The 24810-nt window shown below is 61.7% G+C and carries 23 protein-coding genes; 18 read left to right on the forward strand and 5 right to left on the reverse strand.

The window, feature by feature from the left end; all coding sequences use genetic code 11:
• Positions 1 to 73: 73 nt before the first annotated feature.
• A complete protein-coding gene (locus tag P0D68_RS00795; protein ID WP_408295533.1) occupies positions 74 to 679 on the reverse strand; it encodes a peroxidase-related enzyme in 606 nt (201 codons plus the stop codon).
• 180 nt (positions 680 to 859) lie between these two features.
• Between P0D68_RS00795 and P0D68_RS00800 the strand changes: the two genes are divergently transcribed.
• The 4 genes from P0D68_RS00800 (at position 860) to P0D68_RS00815 (ending at position 4422) form a co-directional block, all read left to right on the forward strand.
• On the forward strand, positions 860 to 1276 hold the full coding sequence (locus P0D68_RS00800; protein WP_091807566.1) for a cupin domain-containing protein: 417 nt from the start codon (positions 860 to 862) through the stop codon (positions 1274 to 1276).
• Between the two features lie 289 nt (positions 1277 to 1565).
• Positions 1566 to 2585 carry a VTT domain-containing protein gene (locus P0D68_RS00805; protein WP_408295536.1) on the forward strand — a complete coding sequence of 340 codons (1020 nt, stop codon included), beginning with the start codon at positions 1566 to 1568 and terminating at the stop codon, positions 2583 to 2585.
• Positions 2586 to 2695: 110 nt separating this feature from the next.
• Positions 2696 to 3229 (forward strand): MarR family winged helix-turn-helix transcriptional regulator, encoded by a 534-nt coding sequence (locus tag P0D68_RS00810; protein ID WP_091807562.1) that lies wholly within the window; start codon positions 2696 to 2698, stop codon positions 3227 to 3229.
• The gene (locus tag P0D68_RS00815) at positions 3226 to 4422 is read left to right on the forward strand and encodes an MFS transporter (protein WP_408295539.1); all 1197 of its coding nucleotides are present in this window, start codon (positions 3226 to 3228) and stop codon (positions 4420 to 4422) included. Before P0D68_RS00810 ends, P0D68_RS00815 begins: the two co-directional genes overlap by 4 nt.
• Positions 4423 to 4459: 37 nt before the next feature.
• On the opposite strand, the gene speB is transcribed toward P0D68_RS00815, so the two are convergent.
• The 3 genes from speB to P0D68_RS00830 form a co-directional block, all read right to left on the reverse strand.
• Complete coding sequence (speB, locus tag P0D68_RS00820; protein WP_408295542.1) at positions 4460 to 5428, reverse strand: agmatinase; 969 nt, start codon at positions 5426 to 5428, stop codon at positions 4460 to 4462.
• 135 nt (positions 5429 to 5563) lie between these two features.
• Positions 5564 to 7057, reverse strand: coding sequence for an aldehyde dehydrogenase (locus tag P0D68_RS00825; RefSeq protein WP_408295545.1), 1494 nt, complete (start codon positions 7055 to 7057; stop codon positions 5564 to 5566).
• 102 nt (positions 7058 to 7159) lie between these two features.
• Positions 7160 to 7711: a cupin domain-containing protein gene (locus P0D68_RS00830; protein WP_091807554.1), complete on the reverse strand. Its 552-nt coding sequence runs from the start codon at positions 7709 to 7711 to the stop codon at positions 7160 to 7162.
• Between the two features lie 433 nt (positions 7712 to 8144).
• Between P0D68_RS00830 and P0D68_RS00835 the strand changes: the two genes are divergently transcribed.
• The 14 genes from P0D68_RS00835 to P0D68_RS00900 all read left to right on the forward strand — a co-directional run bounded on the left by P0D68_RS00835 (position 8145) and on the right by P0D68_RS00900 (position 24050).
• On the forward strand, positions 8145 to 8366 hold the full coding sequence (locus tag P0D68_RS00835; protein WP_171983793.1) for a hypothetical protein: 222 nt from the start codon (positions 8145 to 8147) through the stop codon (positions 8364 to 8366).
• A gap of 304 nt (positions 8367 to 8670) precedes the next feature.
• A complete protein-coding gene (locus P0D68_RS00840) occupies positions 8671 to 9465 on the forward strand; it encodes a gamma-glutamyl-gamma-aminobutyrate hydrolase family protein (RefSeq protein ID WP_408295548.1) in 795 nt (264 codons plus the stop codon).
• Between the two features lie 32 nt (positions 9466 to 9497).
• Positions 9498 to 10832, forward strand: a complete 1335-nt coding sequence (locus tag P0D68_RS00845; protein ID WP_408295551.1) for a glutamine synthetase family protein — start codon at positions 9498 to 9500, stop codon at positions 10830 to 10832.
• A gap of 26 nt (positions 10833 to 10858) precedes the next feature.
• Positions 10859 to 12298 (forward strand): aspartate aminotransferase family protein, encoded by a 1440-nt coding sequence (locus tag P0D68_RS00850; RefSeq protein WP_408295554.1) that lies wholly within the window; start codon positions 10859 to 10861, stop codon positions 12296 to 12298.
• A gap of 73 nt (positions 12299 to 12371) precedes the next feature.
• Complete coding sequence (locus tag P0D68_RS00855; protein ID WP_408295557.1) at positions 12372 to 13493, forward strand: polyamine ABC transporter substrate-binding protein; 1122 nt, start codon at positions 12372 to 12374, stop codon at positions 13491 to 13493.
• A 210-nt stretch (positions 13494 to 13703) separates the two neighbouring features.
• On the forward strand, positions 13704 to 14867 hold the full coding sequence (locus tag P0D68_RS00860; protein WP_091807543.1) for an ABC transporter ATP-binding protein: 1164 nt from the start codon (positions 13704 to 13706) through the stop codon (positions 14865 to 14867).
• Positions 14864 to 15835, forward strand: coding sequence for an ABC transporter permease subunit (locus tag P0D68_RS00865; protein ID WP_408182607.1), 972 nt, complete (start codon positions 14864 to 14866; stop codon positions 15833 to 15835). Before P0D68_RS00860 ends, P0D68_RS00865 begins: the two co-directional genes overlap by 4 nt.
• Complete coding sequence (locus P0D68_RS00870; protein ID WP_408295561.1) at positions 15832 to 16743, forward strand: ABC transporter permease subunit; 912 nt, start codon at positions 15832 to 15834, stop codon at positions 16741 to 16743. Before P0D68_RS00865 ends, P0D68_RS00870 begins: the two co-directional genes overlap by 4 nt.
• 38 nt (positions 16744 to 16781) lie before the next feature.
• Positions 16782 to 18350 (forward strand): DUF3138 family protein, encoded by a 1569-nt coding sequence (locus tag P0D68_RS00875; RefSeq protein WP_091807537.1) that lies wholly within the window; start codon positions 16782 to 16784, stop codon positions 18348 to 18350.
• A 71-nt stretch (positions 18351 to 18421) separates the two neighbouring features.
• The gene (locus tag P0D68_RS00880) at positions 18422 to 19714 is read left to right on the forward strand and encodes an NAD(P)/FAD-dependent oxidoreductase (protein WP_408182612.1); all 1293 of its coding nucleotides are present in this window, start codon (positions 18422 to 18424) and stop codon (positions 19712 to 19714) included.
• Positions 19714 to 21036: an NAD(P)/FAD-dependent oxidoreductase gene (locus P0D68_RS00885; protein WP_408467971.1), complete on the forward strand. Its 1323-nt coding sequence runs from the start codon at positions 19714 to 19716 to the stop codon at positions 21034 to 21036. Before P0D68_RS00880 ends, P0D68_RS00885 begins: the two co-directional genes overlap by 1 nt.
• A 353-nt stretch (positions 21037 to 21389) precedes the next feature.
• Entirely contained in the window at positions 21390 to 22079 is a 690-nt protein-coding gene (locus P0D68_RS00890; RefSeq protein ID WP_408295568.1) for a DUF969 domain-containing protein, read from the forward strand.
• Positions 22079 to 23029 carry a DUF979 domain-containing protein gene (locus P0D68_RS00895; RefSeq protein ID WP_408182942.1) on the forward strand — a complete coding sequence of 317 codons (951 nt, stop codon included), beginning with the start codon at positions 22079 to 22081 and terminating at the stop codon, positions 23027 to 23029. Before P0D68_RS00890 ends, P0D68_RS00895 begins: the two co-directional genes overlap by 1 nt.
• Positions 23030 to 23039: 10 nt before the next feature.
• A complete protein-coding gene (locus P0D68_RS00900; RefSeq protein WP_408295571.1) occupies positions 23040 to 24050 on the forward strand; it encodes a DUF2891 domain-containing protein in 1011 nt (336 codons plus the stop codon).
• Between the two features lie 194 nt (positions 24051 to 24244).
• On the opposite strand, the gene P0D68_RS00905 is transcribed toward P0D68_RS00900, so the two are convergent.
• Positions 24245 to 24670 carry a PRC-barrel domain-containing protein gene (locus P0D68_RS00905; RefSeq protein WP_091807525.1) on the reverse strand — a complete coding sequence of 142 codons (426 nt, stop codon included), beginning with the start codon at positions 24668 to 24670 and terminating at the stop codon, positions 24245 to 24247.
• Positions 24671 to 24810 lie beyond the last annotated feature (140 nt).

Below are 24810 nucleotides of genomic sequence, written 5' to 3' on the forward strand. Positions count from 1 at the left end.
GCGCAGCCTCCCATGCACTCGCATCGACCCGCGAGAAACATAGCAAAAAGAAAGCTACCAGCAGGCGCCCCCGCTATTTTCGCGGCGTATCCGCAGCAGCTTTCGGCACACGCCCCATCAGATAGAACTCGTCGTTCGGACGCATGGAAATGACGTTGGCCATACGATTCGACAAACCGAAAAACGCCGTAATCGCGGCGATATCCCAGATGTCTTCGTCGGAAAAGCCATGCTCGCGCAGCGTTTGAAAATCGGCGTCGCCGACCGTGCCCGACTCGCTACACACCTTGACCGCGAAATCGAGCATCGCCTTCTGCCGCGGCGTGATATCCGCCTTGCGATGATTCACAGCGACCTGATCCGCCACCAACGGCGCCTTCTCGTAGATGCGCAGAATCGCACCGTGCGCGACCACGCAATACAGGCACTCGTTGATCGCGCTGGTGGCGACCACGATCATTTCGCGCTCGCCTTTGCTGAGGCCACCCTCTTTCAGCATGAGCGCGTCGTGATAGGCGAAGAACGCGCGGAACTCGTCCGGACGGTGCGCGAGCGTCAGAAAGACGTTCGGCACGAAACCGGCTTTCTCCTGCACTTCGAGAATGCGAGCGCGAATGTCGTCCGGCCATGCGTCCGGTTCCGGCACGGGGTAGCGGCTGATCGGTCGGGGATTTGTCATGCGATGTCTCCGTCGTATCTGTATGGGTATGAAGACGATTCTAGCAAGCCGCGCCGCCGCAGCACCTCCGCGCTCGACACGGTCCGATATCGACGCCCATATCGTCTAGACTTTGCAGTCAAGGGAGCTCGAGACACGCCGCGACGACCCCGCGCGGCCGGATTTCAACAGGAGTTGACCATGTCAGACGTTTTGCGCGACGCGCGAGCGCCCGTCGTCAAGGTGCGCCCCGACCGGGAAATGGCGACGACTCAGCGGCTGCCTTACTTTGTCGGCATCTCGGCCGGCACCGCGGGCACCACGGGTTTGTCCATGTATATGGTCGTGGTGCCGCCCGGCGGCCACGCCGAACCCCACTTCCACGCCGACTACGAAACCGCGATTTACATGCTCGAAGGCAAGATCGAAACGCGTTATGGCCCTGGCTTGCGCGAGTCCGTCATCACCGAAGCGGGCGATTTCCTCTTCATTCCACCCGGCGTGCCGCATCAGCCGTTCAATCTGGACGCCAATACCGCAGCGCGAGCGATCGTGGCGCGCAACCATGCGGACGAGCACGAACGGGTCGTGCCATACGATCCGGCCTCGGACGCTTGAACCGCCGCGCGACGCGCGGCGAGCCTCGTACCGGATATAACCCGGCCGGCGCTCGCCGCCGCAGTCGGTCACGCATATCTTTGGCCCCGTCATTCCGCGTAAGGCCCAAGGGCAACTGGCCGCCTTCAGAGCGCCCTTTTGCCACTTGTGCTTAAATCCGCCTTTCATACCTTTCTTGTACTATGGCGTCCGCTGTCGTACGGGAACGGAACATGCGCTGCCTGCTCGCAACGCGCCACCCGGGCGCGGACATTTCGAATCCCTTCATCGCATTCTGAGGAGCGCGGTTGTGTGGCATTTTCCGGTTGCTATTCCACCCTCGCTGGGCGTGTGGGCCGTGTTCATGAGCGTGCTCGTCACGCAACTCGGCGTGCCGATTCCGGCCGCGCCGATGCTGATCCTCGGTGGAACCATGGCCGCCATGGGGCAAACCTCGTATGCGAGCGTCGTATGCGCCGCGGTCGGCGCCACGCTGATTGCCGACTCGCTCTGGTTCTTCACCGGCCGGGCTTATGGCCGCCGCCTGCTGAATTCTCTGGTGCGCTTCTCCCTCTCGCTCGACACCACGGTCCGTGTCGCGCGCAACACCTATGAGCGCTACGGCGCTCCGATCCTCACCATCGCGAAGTTCCTGCCCGGACTCGGCCTGATTTCCGCGCCGCTGCTCGGCACGACAGCCATCAACGTCGGCGTGTTTCTGCTGTGGGATTTTGTCGGTGCCGTACTGTGGTCCGGCGTGTGGGTGATTGGCGGCGGCGCCCTGCATGACCAGATCGTGCAACTGATGCTCCTCGTACGCCATAACGGCGGCACGATTTTCGACGCGTTCGCAGTGATCTTCGTGGCGGTGCTGCTGTATCGCTGGGTGCGCCGCTGGCAGTTTCGTCAATGGCTCGCGCATACGCGCATTTCGCCGGATCAACTCGACGAGTTGATGAAGTCGAACGAGCCACCGCTGATTTTCGACGCGCGTCCACGCAGCGTGCGCGAAAAGGAATCGCACCGGATCGCCGGCGCGCGGCCGCTGGATCTCGATTCACCCGAACCGATCGATCCCGAGTTGCTGAAGCGGCCGATCGTCGTCTACTGCGTGTGTCCGAACGAAGCAACGGCAAAGCGGATCGTCAACCAGTTGCATCGCAAGAATATTCACCATATCCGCGCGCTCAAGGGCGGGCTCGACGCATGGGAGAAACGCGGTTATCCGGTCGAGCCGCTGCCGCCCGACTTCCATACGGCAAAGGCTCACATGCTGGAAGACGAAGGCGAGGAAGGCGAATACACGGTGCGGGCGCGGCTGGCGAAATAAGAGCCCATACTGCGAAGCTCGCGGCGCGCGTCTGTCGAAAAACCGCTTGCGCTTCACACCCAATGTGTGCACCATGCATATATGCACGTTGCACACATTGAGGTGTTGCCATGACGCAGCGCACAGAAAATCTGCTGGGCGTGCTAGCCCTGCTGATCACCGACGAAATGAACGCGCAGCCCGCCGTGGAGGCGCTCGCCGGCCCCACCGCCCGCGCCATGCTCAACGCGGTCGGCCAATATCCCGATTCATCCATTGAAGTGCTGCGCGAAGCAGTCGACCTGTCGCATCCGGCCGCCGTGCGCGCCGTGGCGGGACTGGTCGAGGCGGGTCTCGTCGAGAAAAGAACGGGCTCGGACAAACGCGCTGTTGCACTGGCCTTGACCGTGGCCGGCAAACGCGAAGCCAAACGTCTGCAAACGGCGCGCGACAGGATGCTGCAACGCGTTGTCGGACGGCTCGACGGCAGCGAGCGCGAAGTGCTGGAAAGCCTGCTGATCAAGATCTTGTGGCACGAGACGCGCGATCCGGCGCACGCCATGCAGTTGTGCCGCCTCTGCGACGACGGCCCATGCCTGAAAGCCGGCTGTCCGGTCGAATGCCGCGAACAGGGCCTGCCTATGCCAGAGCGGGGCCATTCATGAAAGCCGCCGCACCGGTGCGCTGGCCGGCCATCGCGGCATTGACCGCGGTATCGGCCCTGGCGCAGGTCGGCCAGTTCGGCATCGGCTTCATGGTGTTGCCAGTGTGGCTCGCCCACCGCGGGCTGGATGCGCCGCGCGCCGGTCTCTTTTCCGCCGCGCAATGGACCGGCATGCTGGCCGGCTTGCTGATCGCGCCGTGGCTGGTGGCGCGCATTGGCGCAAAAAGCACGGTGTCGCTGGGCCTGCTGGCCACGCTCGTGGCATTCACGGCCATGGGCGCTTTGTCGTGGCCGCTTTGGCTAATTCCCGGACTGCTCACGGGACTGGGCATCGGCTTGCGCTGGATCGCCAACGAGACCTGGCTCTACAGTCTGGTCCCCGCTCAATCGAGCGGCCGCGTGGTGGGCGTGCATGAAGCGCTGATCGCCACGGCGGGCGTTATCGGCCCCGCGCTTGCGGTGTGGTGCGATGTCGATGGGCGCATGACGTTCGCGGCCGGTGCGGCCTTCACGTTCGCCGCGGCGCTGCCGCTGTGGTTGACCGCATCGGATGAGAAGCGGCCCGCTGTGGACACCGCGCGGCCCGTGCGCAAAACAAGCGATGAACGGCGCTTGCCGATCGGCCCGCTCGTGAGCCTCGGCATGGTGGTCGTCGCGGCGGGCGGTATCGGCGACGGCGCGCTGTACGGCCTCTTCCCACTATTCGCCGACGCGCACGGCCTCAGCGCCACGCAAACCGCCACGTTACTCACGCTGTTCGGCGTGGGCGGCATGGCGCTGCAATTTCCGGTCGGCTGGCTGGCCGATCGCGTGGGGCTCGCCGCCACGGTAATCGTCTGCGCCGCGCTCAGCACGCTGGCCATCTGCGGATTCGCGTTGAACGCGCCCGCCTCGTGGCTCGCGGCCGCGAGCGCACTGTTGCTCGGCGGCATGAACAGTTCGTTCATCACACTCGGCATGTACGCGGCGGCTTGCAGCGACAAGGCCGCGCTCACGCGCAACATGCGGCTGGTGTCGCTCACCTTTACGGCGAGTTCGATCGTTGGGCCGCTTGCCGCGGGCTTCGCCATGAAAGCGCGTGGCAGCGACATGTTGATGTGGCAACTGGCGCTCATGAGCGGCGCACTGGTGATCTATACGCTCGGATTGCGCGAGGGCCGGCGCCAGCCCGAGCGCTCGTCGTCGCTGGGCTGAGCCGGTTCGCGCAGATAGAAACGGATGGTGAGCGCGCCTAAGCCTCGCGATGCGCAACCTTGCGCTGACGCCACAGGCACAACAGATCGCAGGCGATATGCGCGGCGGCAATCGCCGTGATTTCGCCGTGGTCGTATGCGGGCGCGACTTCCACGACATCCGCGCCGACCAGATTCAACGCGCCCAACGCGCGCACGATCGCCAGCCCCTGCGCCGACGACAAGCCACCCGCCACGGGTGTGCCCGTGCCGGGTGCGAAGGCCGGATCGAGACAATCGATATCGAAAGTCAAATACGCGGGACGCTCACCCACAATCGACGTGATCCGCTCCACCGCTGCCCGAGTGCCATGCTCGTGCACCCAGGCGGCGTCGAGAATATTGATGCCCATAAAATCGTCGTTCCATGTGCGAATGCCGATCTGCACCGAAGTCTTCGGATCGATCAGACCGTCTTTCACCGCTTTGTAGAACATCGAGCCGTGGTTCAGGCTGTCGAGACTGTCATCGGCCCAGGTATCGCAATGGGCGTCGAAATGAATCAGCGAAAGCGGCTTGCCGTACTTTTCCGCGTGCGCGATCAACAACGGATAGGTGATGTAGTGATCGCCGCCGAGCGTCAGCATCTTCGCGTCCGAGCGCAGAATCGTGCGCGCATGCTCGACGATGGACGCCTTGATGGTGAGCGGATTGTGGGCGTCGAACCAGCAATCGCCATAGTCGGTCACGGCGAGGTCATCGAACGGATTGAAACCCCACGGGTACGGATGCAACTCCGACAACTGCACACTGGCCGCGCGCACCGCGGCGGGGCCGAGACGCGCGCCCGAACGGAACGTAGTGGCCAGATCGAGCGGCACGCCGGAAACAACCACGTCGACACCGTCGAGTTCACGCGTGTACTTGCGGCGCATGAACGACAGCACGCCCGCATAGGTGTTTTCGATCGACGAGCCATAAAGCGACGTGCGGCGGATCGCGCCGTCGCCATAGACGAGTTCAGTCATGGATGACCTGATACCTGTAGACAGTCCAGCGTTGCGCGTGAAGTTCCTGGGTGGCACGCGCAACGCCGGCACCGGATTCATTGGGAACGCGACGGCGCGCCTCATGCACGCCGCCGCGCTGGCTTCGCGAATCCTTTAGCGCAGCCGCACCAGCGTGGACTTCAGCTCGGTGTATTTTTCCAGCGCGTGCAGCGACTTGTCGCGGCCGTTGCCGGATTGCTTGTAGCCGCCGAACGGGAAGTTCATGTCCCCGCCTTCGTCGTAGCAATTGACCCATACCGTGCCGGCGCGGAGCTTGCGCGACACTTCGTGCGCGGTGGTCAGGTTCGAGGTCCAGACAGCGGCGGCGAGACCGTACTCGCTGTCGTTAGCGATCCTGATCGCCTCATCAACGGTATCGAACGTGATCACCGACAACACCGGCCCGAAGATCTCCTCGCGCGCAACCTTCGCACCTGAAGCCGGAATCTCGAAGATGGTCGGCTCGATATAGAAGCCGCCCGTTTCTTCTTTCACGCGCGCGCCGCCCAGCAGCAGCTTTGCTTCTGAACGGCCTGCCTCGATATAGCCGAGCACGCGTTCGAGCTGCACCTTGTCGACGATCGCGCCCATCGACGTCTTCGGGTCGAGCGGGTTGCCCGGCGTATAGCTGCGCGCCGCGGCGATCAACTTGTCGAGAAACGCATCTTTGATGTCGCGGTGAACGAGCAGGCGCGAACCCGCCGTGCACATTTCACCCATGTTGTAGAAGATCGCACCGGCCGCCGCGTTCGCCGCGCGGTCCATATCGGGGCAATCCGGCATCACGATGTTCGGCGACTTGCCGCCGAGTTCGAGCCACACGCGTTTCAGGTTCGACTGGCCGGCGTACTGCATGATCAGCTTGCCGACGTTGGTCGAGCCGGTAAACGCGAGGCAGTCCACGTCCTGATGCAGCGCCAGCAGCTTGCCTGGCTCGCCCGCGCCCGGCACGACGTTGAACACGCCGGCGGGAATGCCGGCCTCCAGTGCGAGCTGCGCGAGGCGGATCGCGGTGAGCGGCGACTTTTCCGAAGGCTTGAGCACGACGCTATTGCCCGCGGCCAGAGCCGGGCCGAATTTCCACGACGCCATCAGGATCGGGAAATTCCACGGCACCACTGCCGCCACCACGCCGATCGGCTCGCGCGTGACGAGTCCAACCAGATGATGATCGGCCGGCGCGACTTCGCCGCCGACCTTGTCGATGGCTTCGGCAAACCACTCGACGCAATATGCCGCGCCCGGCACGTCCACGCTGGTGGTGTCGGCGATCGGCTTGCCGGCGTCGAGCGTTTCGAGCAGCGCGAGCTCGTCCATGTGCTCGCGGATCGACGCGGCCCAGCGCAACAGAACCGCTTTGCGCTGACGCGGGTTGAGGCCCGACCACACACCGGAATCGAAGGCACGGCGCGCGGCTGCAACGGCGGCGTCGACGTCTGCCGCGCCACTGTCGGCGACTTTGGCGAGCAGCTTGCCGTCGATCGGGCTCAGGCAATCGAACGTGCGACCGCCGTCGGCGTCACGGTATTCGCCGTCGATAAACGCCCGGCCCTCAATAGCCAGCGTAGCGGCTTTGTCTTGCCAGAAAGCGAGAGATTTCTTGTCCATCAGGATGCCTCAATGTTATGCGCTCGACGCAAAGCTGCATCGACTTCATGCGGCACTGAACTGCGGCGCTGAGTTGTGTCGAGGCGCGTTGGCGCGGAGTCTTCAGAAGGTGGGCGGCGAATTGGCCGACACGATCTCGCAGAGATGCTCCGCGCTGGGATTGCGAAAACGGTGCGGAAGGCGGCTTTCGAAGTAGTAGCTGTCACCGGGGTCGAGCAGCCATGTGATGCCGTCCACCGTCAGTTCGATCTGACCGCTGACCACCACCCCGCCCTCGTGCCCCTCATGCTCCAGCATTTCCGGACCGGTGTCCGACAGCGGCTGGTAGACCTCGCGCAAAATCCCCATGTTGCGGTCTTTCACGCTCGACCCCGCAAGATAGAACTCGATCGACTCATTGCCGAGGTTCGGCATATCCGCCCGGCGCGACACGACCGAACGCTCCACCTCGACTTCGAAGGTGAAGAATTCGGCGAGGCTCATGGGAATGCATTCGAGCAGTTTCTTCAACGAGCCGACCGACGGGCTCACGCGATTCTGTTCGATCAGCGAGATGGTGCCGTTCGTCACTCCCGCCCGTTTCGCCAGTTCACGCTGTGACAAGCCGTGCTTCTTGCGGATGTATTGCAGACGGGTGGCTACTTCTATGGACATCGCTAGGTTCTCTGACATGGAAGACGATCGGGCACTGAGTGACGACATGACTCGGGCAACGAAGTGGCCCTGCGAGTGTTGAATATTCTAATCACTTTAATCGTTGCGCCGCTGGGGAAAACCCTGAAAGGATTCCGAAATGTGTTTCTTGCAACGAACGTTCCCACACGGCGGGATTCTAGCCGGACCCTCGGGAAAGCCCTGATAAATGTTTTATCAAAAAGCATTTGACGGCTTTATTGGCTCGTATATGCTGATTCACAGGCGATCGTCATACCGGCGTCCGGAAGCACCAAAGTGTGTTTTCGCGGCGCAGCGAACCCGGTTCGCATCGGTTCGAGGCGATCATCCCAGCGTCCTGTTTCTTTAAACGCCCCGTGCGGATTTCGAGCAGGCCGTTCAATACTTTCAACGTCGCTAGTCGAGTGTAATCGTGAGAGTCCGAGGCCCTTTGGTGAGATGGAATCGTAGTCAGGCGAGTTGTCCTCGCGCTGACGGCGCCATCGCCGACGGCAGCAACGGCAGCCTTGCGTTCCGCCGCTTTCTGTCCGTCTTCACGATCCTGTCCCGCCGTTCAGTTCGACGTCACAACTCCATCTCCGCGCGCGCCTTCATTGCCGTTCGCACGGACGAAGTCGCCTCGCTGCTGCCGTAGCGCCTCTCTCCTTTTCGCTGTTCGATTCATCCGTTTGCGTGAGCGCGCTCCTTCGAGCCGTGCGTTCCTGCATGTGCGGTGCCGTCTGCCGCCCGCGCGTTTCATGCACATCGGCTCAGTTGCGCACCGCAGCGGATCGAATCGAACAGCCCATCTGATAACCACGCGCGGCGCGTTTCCATTGACGACGACCGCCTGCATCATCCGGTGGCCTCGCGCTCGGCGCACGGCTGCGGAATCGTGCCGCGCAGTGTTTAACGTTGTTCATGCCGCGTCCCGCGGGGAACACACACGTCTATTCGTTATGCGAAACAAACCCCTCGTCGGCATCAGCGCCGACAGAACGATGATGGGAGTCCACCCGTCGCACGTGGTCGGCGAGAAATATATCGCCGCGATCGTGGACGGTTCACAGGCGCTGGCCATGCTGCTACCGGCGCTCGGCGAGCGTCAGTCCGCCGCGGACGTGCTGGCGACCGTCGACGGCCTGCTGTTTACCGGCAGCTATTCGAATGTCGAACCGCACCGCTACGGCGGCCGGCCCAGCACGCCGGGCACGCTGCACGACGCAGCACGCGACGCGACGACGTTGCCGCTCATGCGTGCGGCGATCGAAGCTGGTGTGCCGGTACTGGCCGTATGCCGGGGCTTCCAGGAAATGAACGTGGTTTTTGGCGGGACGTTGCATCAAAGCGTTCACGCGGTGGACGGCCTGAACGACCATCGCGAGAACAAGGAAGACGACCTCGACGTGCAATACGCACCGTCGCATTCGATCACGCTGACGCAGGGCGGCTTGTTGCAGCGTCTCGCGGGCGGCACAGATGAAGCGCGTGTGAATTCATTGCACGGCCAGGGCGTCGAGCGGCTGGGCGTGGGCCTCACGGCCGAAGCCACCGCGCCGGACGGCCTGATTGAAGCGGTAAGCGTGAAAGATGCGCGTGCCTTCGCGCTGGGTGTGCAGTGGCACCCGGAGTGGAAGCATGCCAACGACGCGCTTTCCACCGCGATCTTTCGGGCGTTCGGCGACGCCTGCCGCGATCGAATGCGCACCAAGGCCGGCTATGGCGCGGCATCCGCCGCTGCCACGCACGCCTGAGCCGGTCGCGCACCAAAACAGAGAGAATAATCATGCATGACATCGACGAATTTCTGAAGAAGAACCGTGTCACCGAAATCGAAGCGATCATTCCGGATATGGCCGGGATCGCGCGCGGCAAGATCATTCCGCGCAGCAAGTTCGAGTCCGGCGAGTCCATGCGCTTGCCGCAGGCGGTGATGATCCAGACCGTCACAGGGGACTATCCGGAAGACGGCACGCTCACCGGCGTCACCGATCCGGATATGGTTTGCGTGCCCGACCCCAGCACCATCCGCATGATTCCGTGGGCCGTCGATCCGACTGCCCAGGTGATCCACGATTGCGTTCACTTCGACGGCACGCCGGTCGCGATCTCGCCGCGCCGCGTACTGCGCCGTGTGCTCGAACTCTATAAGGCCAAGGGCTGGAAGCCGGTCATCGCGCCCGAGCTGGAGTTCTACCTGGTCGACATGAACAAGGATCCGGACCTGCCGCTGCAACCGCCTATCGGCCGTACCGGGCGCCCGGAAACCGGCCGTCAGGCGTATTCGATCGAAGCGGTCAACGAATTCGATCCGCTTTTCGAAGACATCTACGAGTACTGCGAGGTGCAGGAACTGGAAGTCGACACGCTGATTCACGAAGTCGGCGCCGCGCAGATGGAAATCAACTTCATGCACGGCGATCCGCTCAAGCTCGCCGACAGCGTATTCCTGTTCAAGCGCACGGTGCGTGAAGCCGCACTGCGCCACAAGATGTACGCGACGTTCATGGCCAAGCCGATGGAAGGCGAACCGGGCTCGGCAATGCACATGCATCAAAGTCTCGTCGACGAAGAAACCAGCCACAACCTTTTCACCGGTGCGGACGGCAAGCCGACCTCGCTGTTCACGAGCTATATCGCCGGTTTGCAGAAGTACACGCCCGCGTTGATGCCGATTTTCGCGCCGTATATCAACTCGTATCGTCGTCTGTCGCGCTTCATGGCGGCGCCGATCAACGTGGCATGGGGCTACGACAATCGCACAGTGGGTTTCCGGATTCCGCATTCGGGGCCGGCCGCGCGCCGCATCGAAAACCGCATTCCGGGCGTGGACTGCAACCCCTATCTCGCGATTGCAGCGACGCTCGCCGCCGGCTATCTCGGCATGACGCAGAACCTCGAAGCGACCGAGCCGCTGCTCAGCGACGGTTATGAATTGCCGTACCAGTTGCCGCGCAATCTCGAAGAGGGTCTGACGTTGATGGGCGCCTGCGAACCGATCGCCGAAGTACTCGGCGAAAAATTCGTCAAAGCGTACCTCGCCCTGAAAGAAACCGAATACGAAGCGTTCTTCCGCGTGATCAGTTCGTGGGAACGCCGGCATTTGCTGCTGCACGTGTAAGGCAAACGCAAAAAATTGGAGGCAGTATGAGCTACAGAACAGAAGAAGTCGCTTACGTGCAATCGGCGCAGCCTGCCGCGAACGCACAAGCCGCGCAACAGCAACGCACCACCGCAGAATATCGCGCGCTCGACGCCGCGCACCACATTCACCCGTTTTCGGATATGGGTGCGCTCAATCGCACCGGCAGCCGCGTGATCGTCAAAGCGCAAGGCGTGTACTTGTGGGACTCGGACGGCAACAAGGTGATCGACGGCATGGCCGGGCTGTGGTGCGTGAACGTCGGTTATGGCCGCAAGGAACTGGCCGACGCCGCGTACAAGCAGATGCTGGAGTTGCCCTTCTACAACACCTTCTTCAAGACGACGCACCCGCCGGTGATCGAACTGTCGGCCCTGCTCGCGGAGCTCGCGCCGGAACCGTTCAATCACTTCTTCTACTGCAACAGCGGTTCGGAAGGCAACGACACGGTGCTGCGTATCGTCCACCACTACTGGGCGACGCAAGGCAAGCATTCGAAGAAATTCGTGATCTCGCGCAAGAACGGTTATCACGGGTCGACGATCGCGGGCGGCACGCTCGGCGGCATGGGCTACATGCACGAACAGATGGCCTCGAAAGTCGAAAACATCGTGCATATCGACCAGCCGTACTTCTTCGGCGAAGCAGAAGGCAACCTGACGACGGAAGAATTCGCACTGGCTCGCGCGCAGCAACTGGAAGCGAAGATTCTCGAAATCGGCGCGGACAATGTAGCCGCTTTCATTGGTGAGCCTTTCCAGGGAGCGGGCGGCGTGATCTTCCCGGCATCGACCTACTGGCCGGAAATCCAGCGCATCTGCCGCAAGTACGACATTCTGCTCGTCGCCGATGAAGTGATCGGCGGTTTCGGCCGCACCGGCGAGTGGTTCGCACATCAGCACTTCGGCTTCGAGCCGGATCTGATCACGATGGCAAAGGGCTTAACGAGCGGCTACGTGCCGATGGGCGCGGTCGGCCTGCATGACCGCGTTGCGAAGGCGATCATCGAAAACGGCGACTTCAACCATGGTCTCACATACTCGGGTCATCCGGTCGCCGCCGCCGTCGCGGTCGCGAACCTCAAGCTGCTACGCGACGAGAAGATCGTCGAACGCGTCAAGACCGACACCGGTCCGTACTTTCAGCAGAAGCTGCGCGACACCTTCGCCAACCATCCGATCATCGGCGAAATCTCCGGTGCGGGTCTGGTGGCCGGCCTGCAACTCGCAGAAGACCCGAAAGCACGCAAGCGTTTCACCAATGGCGGTGATGTCGGCACGATCTGCCGCGACTTCTGCTTCAACGGCAATCTGATCATGCGCGCCACCGGCGACCGCATGCTGCTGTCGCCACCGCTGGTCATCAACAAGCTCGAAATCGACGAAATCGTCTCGAAGGCCAAAAAAGCCATCGACGCAACGGCACAACAACTCGGCATTTCGTAACGGCAGTCCGTTCCGGCATGGGCACACCCACACATCACGCTCATGCCGGTTCTTCACATCAAGGGAAAAAACCATGAGCGTTAGTCATCTTCGTCATGCGGTCGCGGGGGCCGCGCTTCTCGCCTTCACCGGTTTTGCGGCGCTGTCGGTGACGCCGGCCCTTGCGGCCGACACGGAACTGAATGTGTATAACTGGTCGGACTACATCGCGAAGGACACGATTCCGAACTTCGAGAAGCAGGACGGCATCAAGGTCAAATACGACAACTACGATAGCGACGACACCCTGCAGGCCAAGCTGCTCGCGGGCAGTTCCGGCTACGACATCGTGGTGCCGACGTCGAACTACATGGCCAAGCAGATTCAGGCCGGCGTGTACCAGAAGCTCGACAAGTCGAAGTTGCCGAACCTCGCCAATCTCGACCCCGTGCTGATGAAGATGATTGCCGACGCGGACCCGGGCAACCAGTACGGCGTGCCTTGGGCATACGGTACGGACGGCATCGGTTACAACGTGCAGGCCGTGCAGAAAGCGCTCGGCGCCAATGCGCCGGTGGACAGCTGGGCCCTCGTGTTCGATCCGGCCAATATTTCCAAGCTGAAAGGCTGCGGTGTGTCGATTCTCGACCAGGCCGTCGATGTCTTCGCCGCCACGCTGCAATACATGCACAAGGATCCGAACAGCACGAATCCCGCCGACTATCAGGCCGCATTCGAAGTGCTGAAGAAGATTCGCCCGTATATCACCCAATTCAACTCGTCGGGCTACATCAACGACCTCGCCAACAACGACGTGTGCGTCGCGCTGGGCTGGTCTGGTGACGTCGGCATTGCCAGCCGCCGTACCGAAGAAGCCAAGCGTTCGTACCAGATCAAGTTCTCGAACGTGAAAGAAGGCGGTCTGCTGTGGTTCGACGTGATGGTGATCCCGAAAGACGCGCCGCATCCTGAAGCCGCGTTGAAATGGATCAACTACATCTCGGACCCGAAGGTCAACGCCGCGATCACCAATGAAGTGTTCTATCCGACCGCGAACAAGGCCGCGCGCCAGTTCGTGACGCCGGCTGTCGCACAGGACAAGACCGTTTATCCGGGCGATGAAGTGTTGAGCAAGATGACGCTGATGAAGCCGATGCCGACCGACATTCTGCGCCTTGAAAACCGTCTTTGGGCACAGCTCAAAACCGGACATTAATCAGGCGACGATATCAAGCATAGATCCCGCGCTCAGGGATCGCTCGAACCCTGAGCGCATGAATAGCAGTAACCGTAGTCAGCCTGCGCGCTTTTAGTGTCCCACCTGCGCGCAGTCCCATGTTTTCCGATCGCAGCGCACGTTGCGAGACGCTTCCCGCGCCTCGTATGGAGACACTTGCGCCCGCGATCCGCAAGGAATGGTTACATCATGAACTCGACGACCTTAAATAGCGCCGCCGGCGCCACCCAGATGGCCCGCCCCGCAGCGACGGCAAAATCGAAATCGGACGAATTCGTTCGCATCGAAAATGTCGTGAAGAAATTCGGCGACAGCACCGCTGTCGACAATGTCAACCTGAGCATCGCCAAGAACGAGTTGTTCGCGCTGCTCGGCAGCTCCGGCTGCGGCAAGTCCACGCTCCTGCGCATGCTCGCGGGGCTCGAGACGGTCACGTCCGGGCGCATTTTCGTCGACGGCGAAGATCTCGCCGCGATGCCGCCGTACAAGCGCCCGGTCAACATGATGTTCCAGTCGTACGCCCTCTTCCCGCACATGAGCGTCGAGGCGAACATTGCCTTCGGTCTGAAGCAGGAAGGCACGCCGAAAAACGAAATCAGGGAACGCGTGGCCGATGCGCTCAATCTCGTGCAGATGAGCAAGTACGCGCAACGCAAGCCGCATCAACTGTCAGGCGGCCAGCAGCAGCGTGTGGCGCTCGCCCGTTCGCTCGTGAAGCGCCCCAAGCTGCTGCTGCTCGACGAGCCGATGTCGGCGCTCGATAAAAAGATCCGCCAGAAGACCCAGCTCGAACTCGTGAACATTATCGAAAAGGTCGACGTGACCTGCGTGATGGTCACGCACGATCAGGAAGAAGCGATGACCATGGCCGGACGCCTCGCCGTGATGAGCGAAGGCCGCATCGTGCAGATTGGCTCGCCGAGCCAGGTTTACGAGTTTCCGAATAGCCGCTTCTCCGCCGAATTCATCGGCTCGACCAACCTGTTCGAAGGCACGGTGGTCGCGGATGAGCCAGACCACATCTTTGTGGAAAGCGAAGACCTCGAATCGCGCATTTATGTGAGCCACGGCATTACCGGGCCGCTCGGCATGCCGGTCGGAATCTCCGTGCGTCCGGAACGCATCAAGGTCTCGCTCGACAAACCGTCCACTCCGCACAACTGGGCGCGCGGCGTAGTCTCGGACGTCGCGTACATGGGCAGCTATTCGCTGTATCACGTGCGTCTGCCGAGCGGCAAGACCGTCGTGTCGAATCTCTCCAGCTCGCATCTGATGGCCGAAGGTGCGCCCTCCTATAACGACGACGTGTTCGTCTACTGGTCGCCGGCTAGCGGCGTGGTGCTGACGCAATGAGCAATCCCACTACCTCTCCCGCGGCGCTCGGCGCGCCGTCCGGCAGCCGTTTGCTCGGCTCGCTGAAAAAACGCCTGTCGACGCTGGTGCCGTCGGGCCGCACGACCGTGATCGGCGTGCCGTTCCTCTGGCTCACGGTGTTCTTCGCGTTGCCGTTCGTGCTGGTGCTGAAGATCAGTTTCGCCGATCTGCGTCTGGGCATTCCGCCTTACACGGATCTCGTGACGGTCAAGGACGGCATGGTGCATTTCGCCATGCAGCTCAGTCACTACGCGTTCCTGCTGCAAGACGATCTGTATGTCGCCACGTATATCAGCTCGCTGAAGATGGCCGCGGTCTCGACCTTCTTCTGCCTGCTGATCGGCTATCCGATTGCGTACTACATCGCCCGCTCTGAACCGACCAAGCGCAACCTGCTGATGATGGGCGTGATGCTGCCTTTCTGGACCTCGTTCCTGATTCGCGTCTACGCATGGATCGGCATTCTGAAAGACGACGGCCTGCTCAATCACACGCTAATGGCGATCGGCATGATTCATTCGCCGTTGCGCCTCTACCACACGGATATTGGCGTCTATATCGGCATGGTCTATTCGTACCTGCCCTTCATGGTGATGCCGCTGTATGCGCACCTTGTGAAGATGGATCTGACGCTGCTCGAAGCGGCCTACGACCTCGGTTGCAAGCCATGGACGGCCTTCACGCGCATCACCTTGCCGCTGTCGAAGAACGGCATTATCGCCGGCAGTCTGCTGGTGTTCATTCCGGCGGTCGGCGAATACGTGATTCCGGAACTGCTCGGCGGCGCCGACACGCTGATGATCGGCCGCGTGATGTGGGATGAATTCTTCAACGATATGGACTGGCCGATGGCATCCGCCGTCACCGTCGCCATGGTTCTACTGCTGCTCGTGCCGATGGCCGTGTTCCAGTACTACCAGGTCAAGGAACTGGAGGGCGCGAAATGATCAAGCCTAATAAGACGCTGTCCAATAGCGTACTGACTTTCGGATTTCTGTTTCTCTACATTCCGATCATCAGCCTGGTGGTGTATTCGTTCAACGAATCGAAGCTCGTCACGGTGTGGTCCGGCTTCTCGCTCAAATGGTACGGCGCGCTGTTGCACGACGGCGAACTGCTGAATGCCGCATGGCTTTCGCTGAAGATCGGTCTGTTGACCGCGTGCGCCTCCGTTGTGATCGGAACATGGGCCGGTTTCGTGCTCGCGCGCTTCGGACGCTTTCGCGGCTTCACGCTGTTCGCCGGCATGATCAACGCGCCGCTCGTGATTCCTGAAGTGATTCAGGGTATCTCACTGCTGCTGCTGTTCGTCGCGCTCGAACAGATGCTCGGTTGGCCGAAGGGCCGCGGGCTCTTCACGATCTGGATCGGCCACGTCATGCTGTGCGTGTCGTATGTGGCGATCATCGTGCAATCGCGTGTGAAAGAGCTCAACAAGTCGCTCGAAGAAGCCGCGCTCGACCTCGGCGCCACGCCTTTCAAGGTGTTCTTCCTGATCACCCTGCCGCTTATCTCGCAGGCGCTGATGTCGGGCTGGCTGCTGTCGTTCACGCTTTCTTTCGACGACCTCGTGCTCTCCGCGTTCCTGTCCGGTCCCGGCTCGACCACGCTGCCGCTCGTCGTGTTCTCGCGTGTGCGCCTCGGCCTGAATCCGGAAATGAATGCGCTCGCCACGATCTTTATCACCACCGTGACAATCGGCGTGATTGCCGTGAACCGCTGGATGCAGTTGCGCGAGCGCAAACGCAACCGCGACATGCAAATGGCTTTCGCCCTCGCCGAAGCAGCCGATCCCTTGCCCTCCGCTCCACAACAAGCCGCCGTACGGAATTCGCTCGATACGGCACGTGCATAAGCAGTGATTTTGCAGTACGACCAATAAGGAGAATTTGAATGAGAAAGAAACTCATCTGTCTGTTGGTGGCGGGGAGTCTGCCTGGCATTGCCATGGCGGATGCCACCAGCGACCAGATCAAGGCGCTGCAGGCCCAACTGAATGCACTGCAAAAGGAGGTCAAACAGTTGCGCGCTGAAGTCGCTACCAAACCGAAGGCAGCCACGGCGGCGACCGCGGCCCCTGCTCCGGCGGTGGTGGCCGCGCCGGTGGATATCTCGTCGCCGGATTACGGCAAGGCTCAGGCGACGCTCACCAACGACGACGTGACGGCGATGAAGCAACAGATCGCCAACCAGCAGTTGAAGGTCGATTCGCTCGAAGACGCCGCGCAGACCGGGCCGATCGCCGGTCTGTCGGTGACGGGCTATATCGACCCGACCTATATCTATAACCGTGCGCAGAGCAGTTCGGCGTTCCTGTTCGCCAACCACGAAAGCAGCTACAACTACTTCAACAGCACGTTCGGCGATCTATACCTCGACATCAAGAAGACCTTCGGTGTCGGCCCGATGGCGCCGTCGGCGGAAATCACGTTGATGCCGAATCGCGGCAACGGCATTACGCTGCTGCAGAATTCACACGGCGATATCGGCAACAACATCCTGAATACCGCAGTGGTCAACGTACCGCTGACGGCGAGCACGACACTCGTGGCCGGTTTGATTCCGAGCTTCGGCGGCTATGAAGTGCAGCAGTCGAATCAGATGCTCACGCTCACGCACAACCTGCTGTACGACTTCTCGGATCCGGGCAGCTACGTCGGGATCGGCGCGAACTACACGGCGGGCAACTGGGCATGGAAGTTCTTCCTCGGCAACGAGCAGTACCGCACGTATGGCGCGACGACGCAGATCGGCACCAACGCGCTGGGCGATCCGATCACGACCAGCAACAAGATCCCGACTTTCACCGCACGCACCGACTACACATGGTCGAGCGCGCTGGATATCGGCGGCTCGTTCAATATCGGGCGTCAGACCTTGCCTAGCTCGATCGACGATACCGGCGCGGTCCACTACGGCGTAGGCGGCCAGGCGCCGAGTTCGGGCGGCACGTTCTTCTTCACCGAAGCCGACCTGACCTACACGCTCGCCGACGTGCAGTACAACGCCGAGATCGACTACGGTCAGCAGCAAAACGCTGCGTACAACGGCGGCCAGGCACAATGGTATGGCCTCTCGCTGCTCGCGCACCGCAAGTTCAATCTGCCGGTGGTGGGCCGCATGGGCGCGACCGTGCGCTATGACCTGCTGGTCGACAGCAAGAACGGCGGCGGCGGCGGTGGCATCGCGTTGAACGGCAACGGCATGGACACGGCGAACGGCTTCGGTATCGGCGCGGACTGTCTTGCCAATTCGCAGGCGAACGGCGGCCTTGGCTTCGAATGCAAGGGCGCGACCCGCCAGGACGTTTCGCTCGACCTGCTGTTCTATCCGACCCAGCAGATCACGGTCAAGGTGGAATACCGCCACGACTGGGCCAACAAACAGGTGTTCCTGAAGAACGACGGTTCGTATGGCAAGTCCAACGACCTGCTCGCGACACAGTTCATCTACTCGTTCTAATCCGACCCGCCGGCGCGTGGCCTTGCTGCAGGAAAGGCCACGCGCACAGGCACTTTGCGCATGCTCTGCCTATGCTCCGATTCTCGAACCAGCCTCACGTCGCCTCGTATTACGCTGCCACTGCCAACGACACCACCCGCCATCCCGCACTCGAAGAAACGATCAACGTCGATGTTTGCGTGATCGGCGCCGGCCTCACCGGCATCTCCACCGCGTTGAATCTCGCCGAGCGCGGCCATTCGGTCGCGGTGCTCGAAGCATCGAAAGTCGGATGGGCGGCGAGCGGCCGCAATGGTGGCCAGTTGATCGGCGGCTTTGCGTGCGATATCGATACGTTCGCGAAGTACATGCCCGCGGACGACGTGAAGCGCGTTTGGGACATGGGGATCGAAACCCTCGACATCGTCAAGGAACGGGTCGCGAAGCATCGGATCGATTGCGATCTGACCATTGGTTATCTGACCGCCGCCAATAAACCGCGCGACACCGATGCGTTGCAGAAATGGCGCGACGAAGCGCAGCGGCGCTTCGGCTACGAACGCTTCAGTTATGTCGACGCCGACGGCGTGGGCAACTATGTTCAGTCGCAACGCTACCTCGGCGGCCTGTTCGACGCGGATAGCGGCCATCTGCATCCTTTGAATTACACGTTGGGTCTGGCGCGCGCGGCACGCGAGGCCGGCGTGCAGATTTATGAAGACAGTTGCGTCACGGCCTTGCGTGAAGAAAACGGCCGACATGTCGCGCAAACCGAGCGCGGCGAAGTGCGGGCGCGCTTCGTCGTGCTTGCGTGCAATACCTATCTCGGCAAGCTCGCGCCGGAGGTGGCCAACAAGATCATGCCGGTCGGCACTTACGTGATCGCCACCGAACCGCTTGATCCCGATCGCGCCGAAGCGCTGATGCCCGCCAAAGCCGCCGTATGCGACAGTCGCTTCGTACTCGACTACTTTCGGCCCGCGCCCGATAACCGCTTGCTGTGGGGTGGCAAGGTGAGCTATTCGACGTTCGCGCCGCGTAACCTCGGCGAAGCGATGCGCCGCGATATGCTCAAAACCTTCCCGCAACTCGACGATGTCAAAATCGACTATGCGTGGGGTGGTTTCGTCGACATCACCATGAATCGCGCGCCGCATTTCGGCCGGCTTTCGCCCACCCTCTATTTCGCGCAGGGCTTCTCGGGGCACGGCGTGAATACTACCGGCCTCGCGGGTAAGCTGATCGCCGAAGCGATCGACGGTCAGGCGTCGCGCTTCGATCTGTTCGGCAAGATTCGTCACCGCGACTTTCCTGGCGGCGCTACACTGCGCACCCCTGCCCTCGTACTCGCCATGGCCTGGTATCGAATGAAGGACCTGCTTTGATGAATGCCCCCACGCCCGGCTTCAACACACTCGACCTGCGCGCCGACGCGCTGATCGCCAACTCCTATTACGAAGCGAGCGCCACCCGCCCGCTCACCGACGACCCCACGCTCGACGGCACGCTCGAAGCCGACGTGTGCGTGATCGGCGCGGGCTTCTCCGGTTTATCGGTAGCACTGGAGTGTCGCGCGCGCGGCCTCTCGGTGGTCGTGCTCGATGCGCACCGTCCCGGCTGGGGCGCGTCGGGCCGCAATGGCGGGCAGACGCTGGTGGGTTTCGCGAAAGACGAGATCATGGAGCGCCAACTCGGTCTGGAAGGCGCGCGCGCCGCGTGGGCGATGTCGGTGGAAGGCGTGGCGCTCGTGCGAGAGCGCATCGAGCGCTACGGCATCGACTGCGATTTCACGTCCGGCTATCTGACTGTCGCAACCAAACCGAAACGCGTGCCCGATCTGCGTTCGTGGATGGAGTCGGCTTCGCAACGCTGGGGTTATACGAAACTCTCGTGGCTCGATACCGACGAAGTCCGTTCGCGGGTCGCGTCGCGACGCTATCTGGCCGGTGTGTACGATCCGTTCTCCGGTCATCTGCATCCGCTCAAGTACTGTCTCGGTCTCGCCGATGCGGCGCGCCGCGAAGGCGCGCAATTGTTCGCGCATTCGCCGGTCATCGAGGTCGTGCGCGGTGCGCGGCCGGTCGTGCGCACCGCTCGCGGCGAAGTGCGCTGCCGCTTCGTCGCGGCATGCGGCAACGCCACGCTCGGCAACGTGCTGCCTGCGCCGATCGCCGCGCGCATCGCACCGATCGCGTCGTATATCGTCGCCACCGAATCGCTCGGCAAGGAGCGCGCGGATGCATTGATCAAAGGACGCGAGGCGATTTGCGACAACAACTTCTTTCTCGACTATTTCCGTTTGTCGGCGGACCATCGCGTGCTGTTCGGCGGACGGGCGAGTTCGACCGGAGCGTCGCCCGTGCAACTCGGTGAAGAGATTCGCCAACGCATGATCGCCGTGTTCCCGCAACTCGCCGATGTGAAAATCGACTATGCGTGGGGCGGTTTTGTCGATGTGACGCGAAATCGCGCGCCCGATTTCGGCTCGATCGATCCGAATTACTTCTACGTGCAGGGGTTTTCCGGGCACGGCGTCGCGTTGACCGGCATTGCCGGGCGCGTGGTGGCCCAGGCAATGGCGGGTGAGACCGCTGCCTTCGATCTGTTCGCGCAGTTGCGCCATGCGCGCTTTCCAGGCGGCCCGGCGTTGCGCGGGCCGGCGCTCGAACTCGGGATGATGTATCACCGGATTCTCGAGCTGTTCTAGTCGTCGTCACTTCTTGAAACGGCACAGCGCAAGCGCCGCTGTGCCGTCTTAGCCGTCTTTGCGGTATTCGCGCTTTCGGTACCCATGGCGCGCCACGTTCGCGGCGCGTAACGCCAGATCCGCCTCTCTCGCTCCCTCTGCCCGAACACCCACCCTCCTCCAGGCGTTTACCCGCAATACATAATTCGTCGACTATTTATCGATAAATTATCGTGTTAGATTTCTTCGCCCACGAGCCATTGCAACCCGGCGCAACCTGTCAGCGCTTACGTGCAACCGCCCTCGCCCGCACCAGGCAACGCCTCCAGCAGCACACAACAACGACACACCAGCGAAGTAGCAAGGAGAACAGCATGTGGGTTTTAATCGGCGTGCCGATCGTCGTACTCGGCTTCGCATTGCGCTTCAATGCGCTATTGGTCGTGACGATCGCGGGGATCGCTACGGGCGTCGCCGGCGGCTTGCAGCCGGTCGAGATCGTCAGCGCATTCGGTAAGGCATTCGCGGATAACCGCTATATGGGTCTGATCTGGCTGACGCTGCCGGTCATCGCACTATTGGAGCGCAACGGTCTGAAAGAGCAGGCCAAACACCTGATTTCACGTCTGCACGCCGCCACCACCGGCCGCGTGCTGATGCTGTACTTCGTGATCCGCCAGGTCACCGCCGCACTCGGTCTGACGTCACTGGGTGGGCACGCGCAGATGGTGCGTCCGCTCATCGCGCCGATGGCCGAGGCCGCCGCCGCGAACCGCTACGGCGACTTACCCGATGCGGTACGCCAGCAGATCCGCGCGAATGCATCGGCGGTGGACAACATCGCCGTGTTTTTCGGCGAAGACATTTTCATTGCGATCCAGTCCATCCTGCTGATCAAGGGCTTCCTCGAACAGAACGGCATCTCGGTCGAACCGCTGCAAGTGTCAGTTTGGGCGATTCCCACGGCCGTGGCGGCACTCGTGATTCATGTCGTGCGCCTGATCCTGCTGGACAGTAATCTCTCGCATAAGATGACCGCGTACGGCCGAGGTATCGCGCGATGATGATCAAACTCGAATCGCTCTACGTGCTGGCCGGTTTGATGTTCGCCGCGTTCGCCCTCTTCAATCTGCAAGACCGTTCGAATCCGCGCCGCATTGCCAATTTTCTGTTCTGGGGAATCTACGCGCTCACCTTCATGTTCGGCGGAGAACTGCCGCACTTCGTAACCGGCTGCCTCGCCATCGCACTCGCCGTGATCGCCGGCTCCGGCAAGCTCGGCAAAGGCAAGACGGACAACAGTACCGAAGCCGCCGCCGCGCGCCGCGAAGCGAATGCGCAACGCTTCGGCAACAAGCTGTTCATTCCGGCGCTGCTGATTCCGTTCATCACGTTGCTCGGCACCTTGACGCTGAAACACGCGCCGTTCGTCGAAGCGAAGAACGTCACGTTGATTTCGCTCGTATTGGGCACGCTGGTTGCGTTCGGCGCGGCGCTCTTCATGTTGCGCGACTCGCCGGTGCATGCTTTGAAAGACGCGCGGCACACCATGGATACCGTCGGCTGGGCCGCCATTCTGCCGCAGATGCTGGCGGCCCTCGGCGCACTGTTCGCCGTCGCGGGCGTGGGCCACGTGGTGTCGGATCTGGTGAAAACGTGGATTCCGCTCGATTCCGCCTTCGCGGTGGTGGCGGCTTACACGTTCGGCATGGCGATCTTCACGATGATCATGGGCAACGCATTCGCCGCGTTTCCCGTCATGACGGCAGGTATCGGCTTGCCACTGATCGTGCATCAATTCCACGGCAACCCCGCCATTCTGGGTGCGATCGGCATGCTGTGCGGCTTTTGCGGCACTTTGATGACCCCAATGGCGGCCAACTTCAATATCGTGCCAGCAGCGCTGCTGGAGCTGAAAGATCAGAACGGCGTGATCAAGGCGCAGTGGCCGACCGCTTTGCTATTGTTGATCGTCAACACCATACTGTTATATCTGTTCGTATTCCGCTTTTGAGGAGGCGCCAATGACTACCCAACTCACTCGCGAATTCGCATCGAAATTCGCCAATCTCGCACTCGCCCATCTCACGCGCGAATACCCGAACAAGCTGACGCACTCCCTCGCCGGACCGCAGGACGTGCAAGGTCCGCGCGCGCTGCATCCGATTTTTTACGGCAGCTACGACTGGCATTCGTGCGTGCACGGCTACTGGTTGATTCTGCATCTGCTCGAACGCTTTCCCGATCTGCCGGAAGCGGCGCGCATCGTCGCCGTGGTCGACGAACATTTCACCGCGGAGAACGTGGCCGGTGAAATTGCCTATCTCGATCTGCCGCACAACCGTGGTTTCGAGCGGCCTTATGGTTGGGCATGGTTGCTCGCGCTCAGCGCGCAGCTCGAATCGCTGAAGCTCTCGGAGGCCGCGCGCTGGTCGAAAACTTTTGCGCCGCTTACCAGGGTGTTTGTCGAACGCTTCGAGGAGTTTTTGCCGAAAGCGACCTACCCGCTGCGCGTGGGCACGCACTTCAACATGGCCTTCGCATTGGCGTTGACGCTGGATTTCGCGCGGCAAACGTCGCGTGAATCGCTGGAAGCACTGGTCGTGAATACCGCGGAACGCTGGTTTGTCGACGACGTAGCATGTCAGGCATGGGAGCCCGCTGGCGACGAATTCCTCTCGCCTTCGCTCATGGAAGCGGAGCTCATGCGCCGCGTGTTGCCGCCCGCGCAATTCGTCGACTGGTTCGGCCGCTTTCTGCCGAACCTCGGCGTGAAAAAGCCCGCCACACTGTTCGAGCCCGTCTCCGTGACGGATCGCAGCGACGGCAAGATCGCTCACCTCGACGGTCTGAATCTGAGCCGCGCATGGTGCCAACGCTCGCTGGCGCGCGCACTGCCGGCAGGCGATATTCGCCGTACGGTCCTGTTCGATGCCGCCGAGCGCCACCTGCAAAGCGCGCTGCCGCACGTGGCCGGCGACTATATGGGCGAGCATTGGCTCGGCACGTTCGCGACGCTCGCGTTGGAGGCTTGATTTAAGGCCTGATTCAAGGCGTCAAATCCAATTGCCACTAGCGGCCTCGTCCGCTGAAAAAACGAAAGCGGCGCTGCATGCGCGAAACGGTTTCTCTCATCAACCGTTTCGCGCTGCATGCGCCGCTTTTTCATGATCGAGTACACGCGAGCCGCTTCTTGCGGCTCAGCCGGCGAACACGCCGGCTTTCTGCATTACTGGCCCGTCAGCTTTTTCGGCTTCGGCGGCGCTTGAACCTTGTTGTACTGGAACGCGGGAGTTGCCTTCAACGCGTCTTTGGTGGCACCGGCCAGATAGAAATTGCCCTGACGGATATCGAGCGCCGCGATGGGCACCGCAACGTCGTGCGACGCCACGCCGAGGAACCCGCCGGCGGAGACGATTGCAGCGGACAGCGAGCCATCCGGCGCCACCACCAGATCACGAACCGTACCGATCTTCTCGTTCTGGTCGTTGTACACCGTTTTGCCGAGAATGCTCTTCTTCACACTCCAGCCGCTCAGCAGCGCATTCGACTGCTCGACGGTGATGCTCAGCGGCTGCGTGCCGGCGACTTGCGCGTGCGCACTCAGACTGGTTGCAGCTACTGCGACCACAACAACAAGTTTACCCAAAGTCATATCGTTCACTCCGTATTTAAAGACTTGACTGGCACATGGGCTGTGCCAGAAGGAATCGCTGCAGCACGATCATACAGATTGCGCCGCGCGGCTGCATCCAGCGTGGCGGAAGGCCACACACGGCCAACATCAGGCGGCAG

This window comes from Paraburkholderia sp. RL17-380-BIE-A (genome assembly GCF_046028085.1).
Lineage (GTDB): Bacteria > Pseudomonadota > Gammaproteobacteria > Burkholderiales > Burkholderiaceae > Paraburkholderia.